Genomic DNA, 16,656 nt, shown 5'->3' with positions numbered 1-16,656 from the left:
ACCATGGGCGAGGCTTTTCAGATCGGGGCCCACCAGATAGGCCCGGGTGAACGGATCACATTGGATCTTAGCGTCCCCCAGCTCTACACCCATACCGCCGTCTCCATGCCGATCCAAGTCATTAATGGAAAACGCTCGGGGCCTAAATTGTTTATCAGCGCAGCCATTCACGGGGATGAAATTAATGGGATTGAAATCATCCGCCGCTTAGTGGGGCTTCGCATTCTACAGCGGCTTCGGGGAACCTTACTCACCGTGCCCGTGGTCAATGTCTATGGCTTTGTTAATCAATCCCGCTATCTTCCTGACCGGCGGGATCTTAATCGCTCCTTTCCCGGCTCTAAAACTGGCTCCCTGGCCGCCCGTCTAGCCTATCTATTCATGGAAGAAATCGTCGCCCGCTGTACCCACGGAATTGATCTCCATACCGCAGCTATCCACCGGGACAATTTACCCCAGATCCGCACCTTGGTGGATAACCCCGAGACCAAACGATTAGCCCATGCGTTTGGCTCCCCCGTCATCCTCAACTCCGATCTGCGGGACGGCTCACTACGCCACGCGGTGGCTGATTTCGGCATCCCCGTATTAGTGTATGAAGGGGGGGAAGCATTACGCTTTAACGAGTTTGCAATCCGCGCCGGTGTCAGTGGAATTGTCTCGGTGATGCGGGAACTGGAAATGCTTCCCCCACGTCAAAGGAAAAAACCTCGGGCCGAACCCGTGGTGGCGCGCTCTTCAAACTGGGTCAGGGCGCCCCAAAGCGGTATCCTGCGCTCCCTTACCGCCCTTGGCGATCATGTCAAAAAAGGCGATACCATGGCTATGCTGGCCGATCCTTTTGGAGAAAAGACCGAGACAGTAATCGCCCCTTTCTCGGGCATTGTGGTGGGACGCACCAACCTGCCATTGGTGCATGAAGGGGAAGCTCTCTATCACCTAGCTCAGTTTGGAAAACCAGAAACGGTTGCTGAAGCCTTAGAAGCCTTTCAACAGGAATATGGCCCGGGCAACGGTATGGCCCATCCCGAAGAACCTCCCATTCTTTGAATTTTAGCCTCTAGACCAAGGCCCACTATTTTCTCTCTTGCTCATAATCCGGAGAGTCCCAGTCCATGCTAAAAGAATCCGGCGGGGATTCAGGCTCTGCTTCTTCCTCAAAATCAGTACTCAACGCTAAGTCCAATTCTGGCTCCAGATCGGCCTCTGGATACATTTCAAGGACAGCTTGAGAAGTTCGTATCATGGGAACGAATTCCCCCTGTTCTTCAGCCGGTATGGGAGCACTCCGCTGGGTGCGGTAAAGGCCAAACAGCCCGAGCAACGCCAAAATAGCCGCTAAATAGTCTAGTAAACCGGAGGGACCCCAAACCGCCATGCAAAAACCAGCAATCAAGGGCCCCAGAGCGGAACCAGCCCCATAAACTAACAGAATCCCCCGAGTCGCTTCTAGTACTTCCCCAGGCTTAAGGTGATCGTTTAAGTGAGCCACGGCCAGGGCATAAACGGAAAAAGAAACCCCCCCGTAAAGAAAGGCAAGCAACAGCAGCATCGGCGTTGAAGCATCTAAAACAAGGGCGGCGCCCAACACGCTAGCCACACTGGTAAAGCTAACCATGATGAGCACTCTGCGCCGATCCCAACGATCCGATAAATAGCCCACCGGCCATAGTAGCAGGGCGCCTCCAAAGATAACTGTGCTCATAAACACGGAGGTACTGGAGACCGAGAGACCAATATTCTGGGCAAACACTGCTCCCATCCCCCAAAAGGCGCCACTGGCAAGGCCGGCCACCAAAGCTCCCACAACCCCTAGGGGCGAGACTAAATAAAGTTCTTTAAGATTCGAGCGTGGCGCGGAGATCGGTTTTGGTTCCAGCGTCTGGGTCAACGCAACCGGAATCAGGGCTAGGGAAAACAACACGGCGGTCAAGGCAAAACGGATAAAGCCATGATTATCCTCTATTAAAAGAAGAAACTGACTAAACCCCAAGGCCATCAACGTAATGCTCATGTAAATGGCGAACACCCGGCCCCGGCTATGGTGGGAAGACTGCTCATTGAGCCAGCTTTCAACCACCATATAAAGCCCTACTACCGAAATTCCCAAAACCATCCGCAATAGAACCCACCAGAGAGGATGGACCCAAAGTGCAAAGCCCATCGCTGTTGCCGACCCTAACGCGGCCATGGTGGCAAAAACGCGGATATGCCCTACGCGCTTGATTAGAAGGGGACAAAGGAAGGTTCCTAGCACATAGCCCAGAAAAAAGGCAGATTGGATAAAACCAATAACCGTGGAACTGAATTGCTCCTGATTGGCTTGCACCCCCACTAAGGTGCCTAATAGGCCCGAACCCAATAGTACAATGGCAATACCAAAAAGCAATGAAGAAATAGATTGTAGCTCATGCTGCATAGGGCTTTACGGTACCTCATGCTTTCCCGTTAAAGGCACAAAAGACACCCCCAGCACACGATGGATATCGATTTCATCGTTTTCTTTTTTTGTTACCACCATAAGCTCCTGGGGAGAACCGGCTCCCAGGGGAAGCACCAATCGCGCTTCTGGCTTGAGCTGATCGATCAAGGGCTTGGGAATTGAAGGTGCCGCCGCAGTTACCATGATCCCATCAAAGGGTGCCTGTTCCGGCCAGCCAAAATAACCATCCGCAGTTTGAACCTCAACATTAGAATAACCAAGCCGCTCCAGCCGAGCCTCGGCTTGTTGCGCTAGTTCCTCAATAGTTTCAATGGTATAGACTTTTTTTACTAGCCTGGAGAGAACCGCCGCTTGGTATCCTGAACCTGTTCCCACCTCCAGGATGATATCATCAGGTGTGGAATCTAAAAGATCAGTCATCAAAGCAACGATATAAGGCTGGGAAATGGTCTGTCCACACCCGATAGCTAGAGGAGCATCATCATAGGCATAAGGACGTTGTTCATCCGGCACAAACTCATGACGCGGCACCGCCTTCATAGCTTCCATAACCCGCCTATCGAGCGATTCCTTGCCAATCCAGCGTTGAGTAATACCGGCTTCCCGCTGGATACCCCGCAACATTTCTCGATGAGATTTCATACATCCTCCGCAAGGAAACCCGCAACGTCAGCCGCGGGAAGAATTACGCTAAGGCCCCTTCAGGGTAGACAGTCTTGGCTTTTCAGTCTCGGGACCGGTGACGTAAACCACACTTTGCATCCCGCCATAGTTAGCTCATCCACTTATTGCTTAGCGCCAAGCGCCAAAGCCCGTTGACGGCTTCTCTCGGCGGCTTGACCCGTCGCCTCCCGCCCCCCACCTAAATCGGCTTCGGACCACCCTTGGATATGTTGCTCAACCAGATCGGTCAAAGCACGGATATGGGCAGACTCATCGTTAAGCGCGGGAATATAGCGATACTCTTCTCCTCCTGCGTGTAAAAACAGTTCCCTGTTACGCTGGGCCATCTCTTCCAGAGTTTCTAAACAATCGACAGCAAACCCAGGGCAAACGACATCCACCCGTTTTATTCCGGCTTCGGCCCAGGCTTGCAAGAGGTGATCAGCATAGGGCTTAAGCCATTCTTCACGGCCAAAACGGGACTGAAAAGCTATTTGCCATTCGCCCTCTTTTAATCCTAATCGCTCTGCCAAAAGGCGAGCGGTTTTTTGGCACTGGCAATGATAGGGATCGCCGGCTAGTAAGTACCGTTTCGGCAGGCCATGGAAAGAAATAAGCAAGCGCTCTCCCCGCCCCGCCTCTTTCCAGCTACGCCGAATCGTCTCCGCCAATGCCTCAAGGTAGCCGGAATGATCATGGTATTGAGCAATCATCCGCAATTCCGGCACCCAGCGCCAAGTGGAAAGCACTTGGGCTACCGCATCAAAGGTAGAGCCGGTAGTACTTCCCGAGTACTGGGGATAAAGAGGAAAAACCAATAGCCGCTGGGCTCCCGACTGGCGCAGTTCCTCCAGCGCCGTTTCGATGGAAGGCGAGCCGTGACGCATTCCTAACCTTATTTCAATAGACCTTCCCCGGCTATCCAATTCAGCTTGCAGGCTTTGTCCCACACGCCGGGCAAAACTCAGCAGTGGAGATCCATCTTCCCGCCAGATACTTTGATACAGACGAGCCACTGGGGATGGCCGAATACGCAAAATAATGCCATGGAGAATAAGCCACCATAAAGGACGGGGCAACTCCACCACACGCGGATCAGATAAGAAGCTAGCTAAAAAGCGCCGCACCGCAGATGCCGTAGGCGCTTCTGGTGTTCCTAGACTGGCCACCAAAACGCCGATACGGGCAACCGTATCATGGCGGTAATCCGAATAACCTTTAAAATTCACTGTAAGTCCCTAATATCATCACCGCAAGAAAAAGCGACCTATAGACCTATATTATATAGTTAAGTGCTTCATTGTATCCTGCCATGAGTAGAGTTAGATAAAGCGAGGCAGATGGATAGGCCGGAAAAAGTAAGGTTAGTAACTAAAGATAACATGGGGGTAAGTAACGATTCATCCCTATATCATGTAAAATATACAACAGAATTTTATTATGCCCGTAAGCGCAGTTATTTTGGTTTTAATTTGCGACATATTTCCACTGAAATCCTCTATTAGAATACAGATGTCTCCTAATGCGCCGCTCTAACCCCCCGCTCCCTTGCTCTTTCTCCTCTATCGATAGGGGTGCCGCAATGTGGGCCGGCATTATTGCAGGTGTGTTGGCGACCCTGGCCCAGGGAGTGATGTGGTGGATCTTCATCGACGACATTCTGAACCCCTTACTTCGAGACACTCAATTAACGGCGGCCCTGGTAATGGGCGAAGCCGTTCTCCCCCCGCCCATCCGCTTCAGTCCAGGAATTATGATCGTAGCAGCAGCTATTCATTTTGTGCTATCCGTTTTTTACGGCATGCTGCTGGCGTGGGCCATTCATCGCCAGTCCTGGGGGATGAGTCTGCTGACAGGCGTCGTTTTCGGGCTAGCGATTTATGCCCTCAACTTATACGGTTTAACCCTCCTCTTTCCCTGGTTTACCGAAGTACGGGACGGAATTACCCTCGCTGCTCACCTTGTGTTTGGTGTCGCCGCTGCCGGCGCTTATCAGCGGCTAGCGCGGAAATAAAAAGAGTTTCATTGAGAGAGGCGACCAGAGAGGATGTACCGACAAAGTCTTTTAATCTTCCTTTTTGCGGCATTTCTCCTTCCTATCTTTACTTATAGCCAAGTTGCCGATGCGGCTCAGCCTCGGCAAGAGAAAGGCTCAGCCTCGGCAAGAGAAAAGTTCTCCCCACCTAACCAAAGCAGCGAAAGGAATCATCAACCGCACGAACACCTTCCGCCAGGAGAAAGGCCGCCAAAAGTTGACAGTCAGCCCCAAGCTTAAGGAAGCCTCCCGGTATTTCGCGGAATTTATGGCCCGCACTGACCAGTATGGTCACAATGCGGATGGCAACCAACCGGCGGAACGTGCGAGTAGATACGGTTATCGATATTGCATCGTTTCCGAGAATATCGCCTTTCAATTCGATACGGCAGGCTTCACCACCGAGGAATTAATCCAAGGTTTTTTCCAAGGATGGAAGTCCTCGCCAGGACACCGCAAGAACATGCTCGATCCAGGGGTGACGGAAGTTGGGGTGGCGGTAGCGCGAAGTAAACAGAGTGGCTACTATTACGCAGTGCAAATGTTTGGCCGCCCAAAATCCCTGCGCATCGAATTTCAGGTCGTCAATAACACGGCTACCGCCATTCAGTATGAACTCGGCAGCCAGCTGTTCCCCCTTCCGCCGCGGGCCATCCGAACCCACCAGCTGTGCCGCTCAGAAAATTTGCGCTTTCATTGGCCAGACCAGCAAGAAAATACCTTTGTACAGCCCAATAACGGGAATCGTTATACCATCAGGCGGGAAGGGCAAAAATTCCGGGTCAGAAAAGAATAATCCCCTTTGACAGGGAGTAGCGGGGGTAACTTCCAGTCCCCAGGAAACTATCAAAAATTGTCCACCCTTTACTCATTTACGCCGGGCTACAGCCTCAAAGATTTCACCTGGCTGGATGGCCTCCTCGCTATGCATCACCCGATTATAGAGATCCTCTGGAAGCACCCGCAGCACGGTCATCAGCCCTTTGACGCCCTCATGCCACTGCTTGCGCATCCCCCGGGTCTCCCGCCGTTCATTAAGCTTGCGCATCGCCTCGGCGTTCATCTCCATGCCCTGCATTTTTTGCGGATATCCCGGAACCTCGAAAGCCGGCTGCGCTAGGGAAGATTCCACCGGCGGCCGGTTAGGTAAATCCGCCAGGTAACGGGACACATCCACTTTTTGGCGGATACGGGGCCCCACCTGTTGAGTCATGTGATTCATCATATGGTGCGTCATATGGCAATGAAAAATCCAATCCCCCGGATTAAAAGCGATAAACTCAAAATCCTGAGCCATGGCCACGCCTGTCAAGGTGGTGTTCCTAGGAACCCATGCGTTGGGCGGGATACGCCCCGCCTCGGTGCCCGTCAACCAAAAAGTATGGCCATGAAGATGAATGGGATGATGCTGCATGGGGCTAAAGTCCATCAGCCGTATTCGTACCCGTTCCCCATGCTTGCACACTAAAGGAGTCGTATAAGGACCGCTGCGCCCATTAATGGTGTGCCAATTCCAATTCATCGCCATGGAATCAGGGGTAGCGGTATTTGGGGAGATAAAAAAATTCTGAAAAATCAGGCCAAAATCCCGGTCTACTGGAGGATCGTAGGCTATCCGGGGGTGAATGATAAAAAAGCCCGCCATTCCAAACGATTCCTGCATGGTGACATGGGAGTGATAGAAAAAGGTGCCGGTCTGATGGAGATCATACTCATAAACATAGGTTTCCCCCGGCGGAATCAAATCTTGTGTCAGGCCAGGCACCCCGTCAAATTGCACGGGCAATTCCAAACCGTGCCAATGGAAAGTGGTGGGCTCTGGCAATTCATTATGCACCACGAAACGGACCCGATCGCCTTGGAAAGCTTCGATGGTCGGTCCTGGCAGACTACCGTTATACCCCCAGACATTCATAAACTGCCCAGGCAAAAACTCCCGCTTCACCGGGGTGCAGCGAATCTCAAATTCTTTGACTCCGCCCACCATTCGCCAGGGAATCTTGCCCAAATCAGGCGCTTCGAACGGCACCGGCGGAAGGCCCGATTGTCGCAATCCGGGCACTAACTTTCCCAAATAGTGATCCGATTCCGGCGGACCGCCGAAACTCGGATGATAGCGCGAGTAGCGGGAGAAAGAGGACTGAGCAGAGTCGGGACCGTTAGCCTGCTTCTGTCTCGATTCGGCTGTCGACTCTTGCCCTTGGACATCTCTTCCGCCTAAAGCGCTCGCCGCTACTGCCGCGGTGCTGGTGGCCAGAAATTGCCTGCGGCTTAGGCCCTTTTTCATCGATGAACAACCTCCTTGAGAAATTATGGGGACCATGATGCCATGGCTCGCCCTTAACGGGGTTTAGGTACCGAATCAATGTGACCGGGAGGCACCACACCCGCTGGCGGCTCCAGCCCCCCTACCAAGAGAAAGCCATCAATCGCCACCTGGGCTTGCCGCCAAGCTACCAGTTGGTCAATATAAATCAGGCCACGATGAAAAAAGTCTTGCTGTGCTTCCAACACCCCCGGCCAGGTTTCCCGATCCGCCCGATAGCTTTTAAGGCGCGTGACATAGCGCTGCTCCGATTGGGGCAAAATGACATTTTGATACTCCGTGACCTTTTGCAGCGCGGTGCGAAAACGGCGAAACCAGTCGGCCAAGGATTGGCGCAAGCTGAGTTCCGTCCGGCGCACCTCATTGCGCTGGCGTCGCCAATCTGCTTTAGCCTGCCGAATGGTGCCTTGATTCCAATCAAAAAGGGGTACTTCCACAAAAGCCCTCACCCCATAGACGGTCTCGGAAGCCTCAAAGTTTCGGCCGGCAGAGCCTTCAATAAATAGATTGGGAATAGGTTCCACTTTTTCCCGCTGCACCATAATTTCATCGGCTTTAAGATTGGCATGGGCTGCGGCCAGCTCTGGGCTCTCCGCCAATAGCCGCTCCAGAGCCTCTTCCCACACCAGGTGCCGCAAAGGAGCTTCCAACTTCCCCGTCACCTCCCCCAGGGGTTGCAACAAACCAATAATCGCTCCCAGAGTTTCCCGCTCCATGGCCAAATCATTCTCCGCCTGCTGCACATTGAGTAGCTGCGCCTGGCGTAGAACCCGTGTCTGGTGAAGATCGGCCCGATTGGCCTGTCCCACGTTGAACATCTCCTGCACCGTCACCTGCCTATCTTCCGCCGTCTCTAGCAGCTCTTGTTGAACCTCAAGCTTACGCTCGGCGCCCAAGGTCCGGTAAAACTGCATACGCACCGCGTTAATCACCCGGTACATCTGGGCCAGGGCAAGAAGCTCCGCGGCAGAAGCGCGGGCTTGGTATTTCTCACGGCTCAAGCGCAGCTTCCCCGCCGTGACGATTTTCTGGCGGATAAATCCCCCTTGAAATTCACCCACGGTTCCCCGCACGCTGATTTGCTCACCGATATATCCTATGACCGGATTGGGATAAAGCCCCGCTTCCAGGGCCTTGGCATGTTCTGACTGGATCTGGGCTTTGGCCTGGGCCAAAGTAGGATTGTGTTGCCGCGCGAGGGCCTCTAACTTGCTCAAGGAAAGCGCTTCTCCCTCTGTTAGCACAGGCTCGGGGGATGAGACGCCGCCAAACAATGGCTTCCCTTCCCCGGTCTGCTCAGGCGAGGCGGCAATGGTCCCGTTTTCAGGTTCAAAAAGTGCGCCTTGTCCTGGCTGTCCCCCCAGGGAAGGGAGGTTATGACTTGCGCAACTGGTGAATATGAATAGCAAAGCAAGGGCTATTATTCCTAAAACCGGTAGGCGGTTACACGCTCTGGGGGAATGGCTTATTTTCATTAAAAACACCGGAGGAGAGATTATTTTTTATATAGACGTGCCAAAACACTTTCTCTAAATTTCTATTTCAAGGATAGACCATTGCAATTTGAGATAAAGTTTTATGCCTTGTCAGAAATGCCGCGGTATCGAGGCTATAAAAAACGGTGTATAAAACTTTATCTTGAAGGGATTGGTTTTCGTGGTATTAAATGCTTGAGCGGCGTTTCTAATATCACTGTTAGGCGTTGGGTTAAAAAACGGGGGGATGATATTGAACGCCTCCGCCCACAAGCGGGGGAGATTGATTGAACAAGTCAAACGGGATCTTGCAAAGGAGACAATACAATGAACAGAATTTATGGAGGGCTCGTACCAAAAATGGTGCTGACAATAGCCTTTATTCTTGCACCCATGCTTGCCCATAGCCAAGGATCAGAGATCGAGCACATTGAAGAGGCAATTGCCAACGCCAAAACCAAGGCTGACCATGAGCGGTTAGTGGCCCATTATGAAGAAGAAGCCAAGCGCTTAGAAAAAAAATCGGAAGAATATCAAGAACTGGCCAAAGTATATAAAAAAATCACCGACGTTTACCCTAATATCCGTAGCTATATGGTTCTGCACTACCAAAACTTAACCCGCCGTTATAAGGAAGCAGCAGAAGAGAACCGGGCACTTGCGAAGTTACATCACGAATTGGCAATAGTAGAGGATTAATCCAGCAGCGGGTCGGCGCTTGCTCGGGATCATGATTGCTCATAAACTTTAGCACATGAGATTATTTCGCCATCTCCGGCTGCGGCAGATAATGGTGGGGATTTTTCTGCTTATGGGTCTGGGTACCCAATCCCAGGAAATCTTTGCTTGCTCTCTTATGGATGATAAGCCCCGCTTTGTCTGTTGCTGCGGTCAGCCAGTGACGGATAGCTGCGAAATGGAAGGCGGATGCGGCGCCTCCGAGAGCCACACCGGGACAGATTGTTGCCAGGTCAGCGTGGTCCAATTAGCGGGCCTACACGCCCCCTCGCCCGCCTCCTCCCAGCTACTAGCGATGCTGTTGGACGGCCCTCAACCTCCCCCTGCCATTCTTCCCCCCGCCACGTTTGTGGTGGCGTTACCTAGGCCACTTCTCACCGCGCCCCCTATCCCCCCTTTCTCTTCTGGGTTCCCTGGAACTCGCACTTACCTGTTCACCCACCGTTTGCGAAATTAAATAGACCTCCGGTCTTTAATACAGATTAAGCGCAGACTCATGCCAATGCAGGCTGTGCGCCGCTTTATTTCTTTTCCCGGAGGTCTTTCATGTTTTATAGCGCCCATTTGTCCTATGAGCTCGGTTTGATCGCGGCACTGGTCATTGCAGGCACCCAGGTATTTGCGAGCGAACCGGACCCGATTGCGGGACAGCCACGGATTACGGTGACGCAATTGGTGGAATCGGTACTTAGCCACCATCCGGGCCTCAAAGCACGGCAGGCCGCGCTTGAGGCCGCGGAGTACCGCATCGCCCCTGCAGGCGCCCTGGACGATCCCACGCTGAGCTATTCCACCGCCCCCGACACACTCGACAGCTCCCGCAGGTTCAACCAACGGCTGGGACTCAGCCAAGCGCTACCTTGGCCGGGCAAGCTGGCGCTCCAGAAACAGGCGGCACAAGAGGAAGCCCGCGCTATCGCCGAGAATGAAGGCGCCTTACGCCTGCAAGTCGCGGCAGCCGCCAAAACCCTCTTTGCTGAATGGTTCTACGTCCACCGGGCGTTGACCATTAATCGGGACCACCAAGCGCTGCTGCAAGAACTTCGACGCATCGCCGAGATCCAGTATGCGGCCGGACGCGCGGGGCAGCAGGACGCCTTGCAGGCTGAAGTGGCCCAGGCCCGCCTTGAGGTTAAGGCGGTCACCCTCGATCGCCGTCGCCGCGAAGTCCAGGCCCGTATCAATGCCTTACTCAACCGCCCGCCTCAAACCCGAGTGCCGCTACCCGCCGGGCTTCCCCAATTGACCACCCCCCTCCCTCGGCTCGCCCAACTCCAAATGACCGCACTGCGCGCGCACCCTGAACTGGCCCGTATCCGCGCCCGTATTGCCGGAGCGAAGGCTCAGGTCGGGCTAGCCGAGAAGGACTTCTACCCAGATTTTCGGGTCATGGCTGGTTACAACAGTTTCTGGGATGATCCGGCTAAACGTTGGACTCTCGGCTTCTCCATCAATCTTCCCTTCGATTACAGCAACAAGCGGTCAGCAGCCCTAGACGCCGCTCGCGCCGATCTGCGCCAGGTCCGGTGGCGTTTCACCGACCGGGAGGCCCGACTCCTGGGGGAGCTGGAGGCCAGCCGCGCCGCGGTTGAGGAGAATGAAGCGGTGATCAAAGTCTATCTCCGCCGCCTGGCGCCCCTCGCCCAGGATAACCTGGACGCCGCCCGGGCCGACTACCGGGCCGGCGCCGGTCCCTTTCTCAATGTTATTGATGCTGAGCGCCAGCAACTACGCACCGAGAACGGATTAGCGCGAGTACGGGCCGATTACTTGCGCCAGCTTGCCCAGCTAGAGCAATGGATGGGCATCCCCCTAGACCAGCTGGCCGACTCTATTTCAGCGCCTGCGGCGCCTCTCCCACCTGCCAAGGAGATCACGCCGTGACCCGATTCCTCCTTCTCTTTATCGCTGGAGCGGCATTGCTAGCCCTAGGTATAGTCATCGGATGGCAACTCCCGCCTTCCGCATCGCCCGGCGTGACCGCACCCAAGCCCACGGGCCTTCATCCCACCTATCGCTCAGGCCCGTTCCGGGTGGGTGTGGCCCTACAACCGGCCACGCCCCAGGTCGGAGAAAACCGGCTCCAAGTGGTACTCGAGGACCACCAAGGCAATCCTATCCGTGATGCCCAAATCCATGCCGTGGCGGAGATGCCCGCCATGGGCTCCATGCCCGCCATGCAGGCCCCGGCGGAGATGCAAGCAATCGAACCAGGCTTGTACCAGGGTACCTTTGATCTTTCCATGGAAGGCAGTTGGCCATTAACGCTGCGCATTGCCAAGCCGCCGGTGGGTGAAACGCGGCTCGTGTTCGATTTGGCAACCGGGCGCGAAGGGTTACAGCTGGCTTCCGGCGCACGGCCCCTCAAAACGGCACCTGAAGCGTCCACCGAGGCCGGCGCTCTGCCTTATGTGGCGGGTCCCTATCGATTCGATGTCGCTTTAAAGCCAAAAAGACCCGTCGTGGGCAAAAATATCGTGGTGATTTACCTCCAAAATAAACAGGGGCAGCCACTCCAGAATGCCCAAATTGAGGCGATGGCTGCAATGCCAGCGATGGGTTCCATGCCGGCCATGGAGGTACCCGCCGAGATAAAGGAGCTCAAACCCGGCATCTATGGCGGATCACTCGAATTACCCATGGAAGGCAGTTGGCCGTTGACGCTGTGGTTCAATGGGGCCGGTGCTCCGGAACATACGGTAATACTGGATATGACCACCGGCCGCAGGGGGTTGGAGGTAGCCTCCGGTGCTGTTCGTGCCGACGGCAGTGAGGAGTCCCTTGAAGCCGCGCCTGCCGGCACAGTGACTTTGGATGCCCGCCGCCGGCAGCTCATCGGGGTGGAGACCGCACGGGCGCAAGTCACGGATCTGGAGCGCACAATTCGCGCTGTAGGGCAAGTAAGCTATGACGAGACGCGGCTTGGGGATGTAAGCTTGAAATTCGATGCCTGGGTGGGCGAATTGTATGCTGAGTATGTCGGCGCACCGGTGAAAAAAGACCAGCCCCTGTTTACGGTGTATGGCCCGGAACTGCTAGCAGCCCAGCAGGAATACCTTACGCTCAGACAGCGTAGCGCCTCATCCACTCTCCTTGATGCCGCCCGCAAACGCCTTGAACTGTGGGACATGACCAACGGGGAGATCGCCGCCTTGGCGCGGCGGGGCGAGTCCCTCGATTACGTGCCCATCCACGCGCCGCTCGGCGGTACGGTAGTCATGAAGAACGTGGTCGAGGGCACGGCGCGCCAGGCCGGAGAAACGCTCATGCGCATCGCCGATCTGTCCCGGGTCTGGGTGGAAGCCGAGGTCTACGAGGCGGAGTTGCCGCTGGTGCGCGCGGGCATGTCAGCCGAGGTACACCTGCCTTATCTGCCGAATCAGGTTTTTCAAGGCGACATCGATTACGTTTATCCCTACCTGGATGGGGATAGCCGCACGGGGCGCGTGCGCATTACCCTGGAGAATCCCGACGGCGTGCTCAAGCCCGAAATGTACGCCGAGGTGAAGCTCAAGGCCGATTTAGGTCAACGGCTTACCGTGCCCGAAGAGGCGGTGATCATCGCCGGCGAGACCCGCATCGTGTTCGAGGACTTGGGCGGCGGACGGTTGGCGCCGCGCCGGGTTGAGACCGGACAACGCGCGGGCGGGCGGATCGAGATTCTAAGCGGTCTTGAGCCCGGTGATCAGGTGGTGACCTCCGGCAATTTTCTGATCGCATCCGAAAGCCGGCTCAAGGCGGGGATTGAGCAATGGTAAGTGAACACCAGGGCAAGGGGCATCCCCCCGCGGAAGGCACCGATCTTAGCGCGCTGCAGCGTCTCATCGGCTACTGCGCGCGCAACCGACTGTTAACCCTGGTCGCCATTGCGACATTGGCTTTCGGCGGCTATCGGGCGCTGATACAAGCGCCGCTGGACGCCATTCCGGATCTCTCCGATGTGCAAGTGATTCTCTTCACCGAGTGGCCGGGGCGCAGTCCGGACCTGGTGGAGGATCAGATCACCTATCCCCTGACAACGACCTTGCTGGCGGCGCCTGGCGTCAACTACGTGCGCGGTCAAAGCTTTTTTGGACTCTCCTTCGTCTACGTCATTTTCGAGGACGGCGTGGATATGTACTGGGCGCGCTCGCGGGTGCTGGAATATTTGAACAGCGCCACGGCGGATCTACCTGAAAACGTCAACCCCACCCTGGGGCCGGACGCCACCGGAGTCGGCTGGGTGTACCAGTACGCGCTCAGGGATACCAGCGGTCGCCATAATCTGGCGGAGTTGCGCTCCTTGCAGGACTTCAACCTGCGTTATGCGCTGGAGGCCATTGAAGGCGTGGCCGAGGTGGCGTCCGTAGGCGGCTATAAGCGCGAATACCAGATCAGCCTCGATCCCAACAAGCTGGCTTCACTGGACATTCCGCTCAAGCGGGTAGTCGAGGCGGTGCGCGCTGTCAACAACGAGGTCGGCGGACGCCTCCTGGAGGTGGCCGGCTACGAGCACTTCATCCGCGGCCGAGGTTACGTGCAATCGGTTACCGATCTGGAACAGGTCGTTCTGAAGACGACCACGGGCGGGGTCCCCCTTACCCTCAAGGAGGTCGGCACGGTAGCGCTCGGGCCGGCAATGCAGCGCGGCCAGGCGGAATTGGATGGGGAGGGCGTCACCGTCGGCGGCATTGTGGTGATGCGCTACGGCGAAAACGCCCTATCGGTGATCAACCGCGTGAAGCAGCGGATGGCCGAGATCAAACCGGGGCTACCCGAGGGTGTGGAGATCGTACCGGTTTATGACCGCTCCACCCTGATCAAGCAGGCCATTGATACCCTGCAAAAGACTCTGATCGAAGAGATGATCATCGTCTCACTGGTGATCCTGGCCTTTCTGCTGCACCTACGCTCCGCGCTGGTGGCGGTCATCACTTTACCGGTGGCGGTGCTTATCGCCTTCATTCCCATGGCTTATCAGGGACTGACCGCCAATATCATGTCGCTGGGCGGCATTGCGGTCGCCATCGGCGCCATGGTGGATGCGGCCATTGTCATCATCGACAACATCCACAAGCGGTTGCACCAGTGGCAGGCTGGGGACACGCCGTCGGAGGAGAGGGCAAAATCGCGCATCGATGTGGTGATCGAGGCCATGCAGGAGGTGGGGCCGAGCATTTTCTTCTCGTTGTTGATTATCACCGTCTCCTTCCTGCCGGTGTTCGCGTTGGAGGGCACCGAGGGGCGGCTGTTCAAGCCATTAGCCTACACCAAGACCTATTCCATGGCGTTTGCCGCGCTCCTCTCCCTCACCTTGATTCCAGCCCTGGCCGTATGGCTCATCCGCGGGCGTATCCGCGCTGATCGCAGCAGGCTCAACCGCTGGCTGGTGGCGGCCTATCGGCCCATGGTACGGTTGGCCATCCAGCTACGCTGGTGGGTGGTGGGGTTGGCCGTAATTGCCTTATTCGCCACAGTGATCCCGTTTCGATCACTTGGCACTGAGTTCATGCCGCCGCTCAACGAGGGATCGATTCTCTACATGCCTACCGCGCTGCCGGGCATGTCCATTACCGAGGCGACCCAAACCTTGCAGACCATGGATCGGATTATCGCCGGCATCCCGGAAGTGGAGCACGTATTCGGCAAGGTCGGCCGTGCCACTAGCGCCACCGATCCGGCCCCCCTATCCATGGTGGAGACGGTAATCACCCTCAAGCCCAAGAAACAATGGCGTCAAGGGCTCGCCTGGGAGGATCTGATTCAGGAGCTGGACCAGAAGCTGCGTTTTCCCGGGATGCCCAACATTTTCTGGATGCCCATCCAGACCCGCACCGAAATGCTGGCTACCGGTATTCGCTCCGCCCTGGGGATCAAAGTCTTCGGGCCGGATCTGGCCACCATCGAAAAAACGGGTATCGCCATTGAGAAAATCCTACAGAATGATCCTCGCACTACTCCCCATACCCGTAGTGCGTTCGCCGAGCGCACCACCGGCGGCTATTTCCTCGATTTCACTATCCACCGGGTCAGCGCCGCCCGCTTCGGTCTCAACGTCGAAGACGTCCAGCGCGTCATCATGGCGGCTATCGGCGGAGCCGTCGTATCCCAGACCGTGGAGGGGCGCGAGCGCTACAATATCCTGGTGCGCTATGGGCGTAACTACCGCGATAATATCGCCGCCTTGGAACGGGTGCTGGTGGCAACGCCAACCGGCGCCCAAATTCCCATTACCCAGGTAGCCGATATTGCCTTTACCACCGGCCCGCCGGCGATCCGCAGCGAGGACGGCCAACTCGTGGGTTTTGTGTTTGTGGATGTCAAGCCGAGCATTGGGATCGCTGACTATGTGGCGTTAGCCAAGCAGGCAGTTGCTGATCGCGCCGCGATTCCCGCGGGCTACCGGCTCGAGTGGGCAGGACAGTTTCAATATTTCGAGCAGGCCAAGGCCAAGCTCCAGGTGCTCCTGCCGGCAACCCTGTTCCTGATCTTCTTCATGCTATTTATGCACCGGGGCTCCCTTACGGAAACATTCATTATCATGGTCAGCGTGCCATTTTCCCTGGTCGGTGCCGTATGGCTGCTGTGGTTCCTGGACTACAAGCTAAGCGTGGCCGTGTGGGTCGGCATGATTGCGGTGGCTGGCCTTGCGGTTGAGCTGGGTCTGCTGATGATGGTCTATCTGGATCTGGCATACCGGGCGCGCTGGGCAGAGGGGCGCCTAAGAACGCGTGGTGACCTGCGCGAGGTCATCCAGGAAGGCGCTAGCATGCGCATCCGCCCCATGCTTATGACCGGTATGACCCTGTTCGTGGGCCTGATGCCTATCCTATGGAGTACCGGCAGCGGCGCGGATGTGATGCAGCGTATCGCCGCTCCGATGATTGGCGGAGTGATCTCAGCGCTAGCTATGGTGCTGATTGTTTTCCCGGCGATCTTTGCTATCTGGAAGAGACGGCGCCTGCGCGTAAACCGGGGCGGTACAACAATAACGTAA

13 protein-coding genes are annotated in these 16,656 nt (G+C 55.9%); 8 read left to right on the top strand and 5 right to left on the bottom strand.

From position 1 onward, the window contains the following. Positions 1–3 precede the first annotated feature (3 nt). Entirely contained in the window at positions 4–1,050 is a 1,047-nt protein-coding gene (locus NOC_RS08330; protein WP_002808697.1) for a succinylglutamate desuccinylase/aspartoacylase family protein, read from the top strand. Between the two features lie 25 nt (positions 1,051–1,075). Here NOC_RS08330 and NOC_RS08325 read toward each other — a convergent pair whose 3' ends face one another. The 3 genes from NOC_RS08325 to hemH form a co-directional block, all read right to left on the bottom strand. Then, on the bottom strand, positions 1,076–2,419 hold the full coding sequence (locus tag NOC_RS08325) for an MFS transporter (protein WP_002810572.1): 1,344 nt from the start codon (positions 2,417–2,419) through the stop codon (positions 1,076–1,078). Between the two features lie 6 nt (positions 2,420–2,425). Next, complete coding sequence (locus NOC_RS08320; protein ID WP_002810127.1) at positions 2,426–3,085, bottom strand: protein-L-isoaspartate(D-aspartate) O-methyltransferase; 660 nt, start codon at positions 3,083–3,085, stop codon at positions 2,426–2,428. 143 nt (positions 3,086–3,228) lie between these two features. Then, complete coding sequence (gene hemH / locus NOC_RS08315) at positions 3,229–4,335, bottom strand: ferrochelatase (protein WP_002809532.1); 1,107 nt, start codon at positions 4,333–4,335, stop codon at positions 3,229–3,231. Positions 4,336–4,688: 353 nt separating this feature from the next. Here hemH and NOC_RS08310 point away from each other — a divergent pair, with 353 nt between their 5' ends. Together NOC_RS08310 and NOC_RS08305 are read left to right on the top strand one after the other, a co-directional pair. Further along, positions 4,689–5,120 carry a hypothetical protein gene (locus tag NOC_RS08310; protein ID WP_011330692.1) on the top strand — a complete coding sequence of 144 codons (432 nt, stop codon included), beginning with the start codon at positions 4,689–4,691 and terminating at the stop codon, positions 5,118–5,120. A 109-nt stretch (positions 5,121–5,229) separates the two neighbouring features. Continuing rightward, complete coding sequence (locus NOC_RS08305; protein ID WP_002811765.1) at positions 5,230–5,937, top strand: CAP domain-containing protein; 708 nt, start codon at positions 5,230–5,232, stop codon at positions 5,935–5,937. Positions 5,938–6,009: 72 nt separating this feature from the next. Here the strand turns inward: NOC_RS08305 and NOC_RS08300 are convergent, their stop codons facing one another. Next, positions 6,010–7,428 (bottom strand): multicopper oxidase domain-containing protein, encoded by a 1,419-nt coding sequence (locus tag NOC_RS08300; RefSeq protein WP_002810873.1) that lies wholly within the window; start codon positions 7,426–7,428, stop codon positions 6,010–6,012. A gap of 53 nt (positions 7,429–7,481) precedes the next feature. Further along, on the bottom strand, positions 7,482–8,942 hold the full coding sequence (locus NOC_RS08295; protein WP_002808907.1) for a TolC family protein: 1,461 nt from the start codon (positions 8,940–8,942) through the stop codon (positions 7,482–7,484). Between the two features lie 327 nt (positions 8,943–9,269). On the opposite strand from NOC_RS08295, the gene NOC_RS08285 reads away from it, so the two are divergent. The 5 genes from NOC_RS08285 (at position 9,270) to NOC_RS08265 (ending at position 16,656) form a co-directional block, all read left to right on the top strand. After that, positions 9,270–9,641 carry a hypothetical protein gene (locus NOC_RS08285; protein ID WP_011330690.1) on the top strand — a complete coding sequence of 124 codons (372 nt, stop codon included), beginning with the start codon at positions 9,270–9,272 and terminating at the stop codon, positions 9,639–9,641. A 55-nt stretch (positions 9,642–9,696) separates the two neighbouring features. Next, positions 9,697–10,137 carry a hypothetical protein gene (locus tag NOC_RS08280; RefSeq protein WP_002809055.1) on the top strand — a complete coding sequence of 147 codons (441 nt, stop codon included), beginning with the start codon at positions 9,697–9,699 and terminating at the stop codon, positions 10,135–10,137. A gap of 89 nt (positions 10,138–10,226) precedes the next feature. Then, positions 10,227–11,564 carry a TolC family protein gene (locus NOC_RS08275; protein ID WP_002811697.1) on the top strand — a complete coding sequence of 446 codons (1,338 nt, stop codon included), beginning with the start codon at positions 10,227–10,229 and terminating at the stop codon, positions 11,562–11,564. Beyond that, complete coding sequence (locus tag NOC_RS08270) at positions 11,561–13,438, top strand: efflux RND transporter periplasmic adaptor subunit (protein WP_011330689.1); 1,878 nt, start codon at positions 11,561–11,563, stop codon at positions 13,436–13,438. The genes NOC_RS08275 and NOC_RS08270 overlap by 4 nt, the downstream gene beginning before the upstream one ends. Next, a complete protein-coding gene (locus NOC_RS08265; protein ID WP_002809496.1) occupies positions 13,432–16,656 on the top strand; it encodes an efflux RND transporter permease subunit in 3,225 nt (1,074 codons plus the stop codon). Before NOC_RS08270 ends, NOC_RS08265 begins: the two co-directional genes overlap by 7 nt.

It is taken from the genome of Nitrosococcus oceani ATCC 19707, assembly GCF_000012805.1.
Classification (GTDB): domain Bacteria; phylum Pseudomonadota; class Gammaproteobacteria; order Nitrosococcales; family Nitrosococcaceae; genus Nitrosococcus; species Nitrosococcus oceani.
The sequence above is the reverse complement of the archived record's forward strand: the minus strand, read 5'-3'. Positions and strand labels throughout refer to the sequence as shown.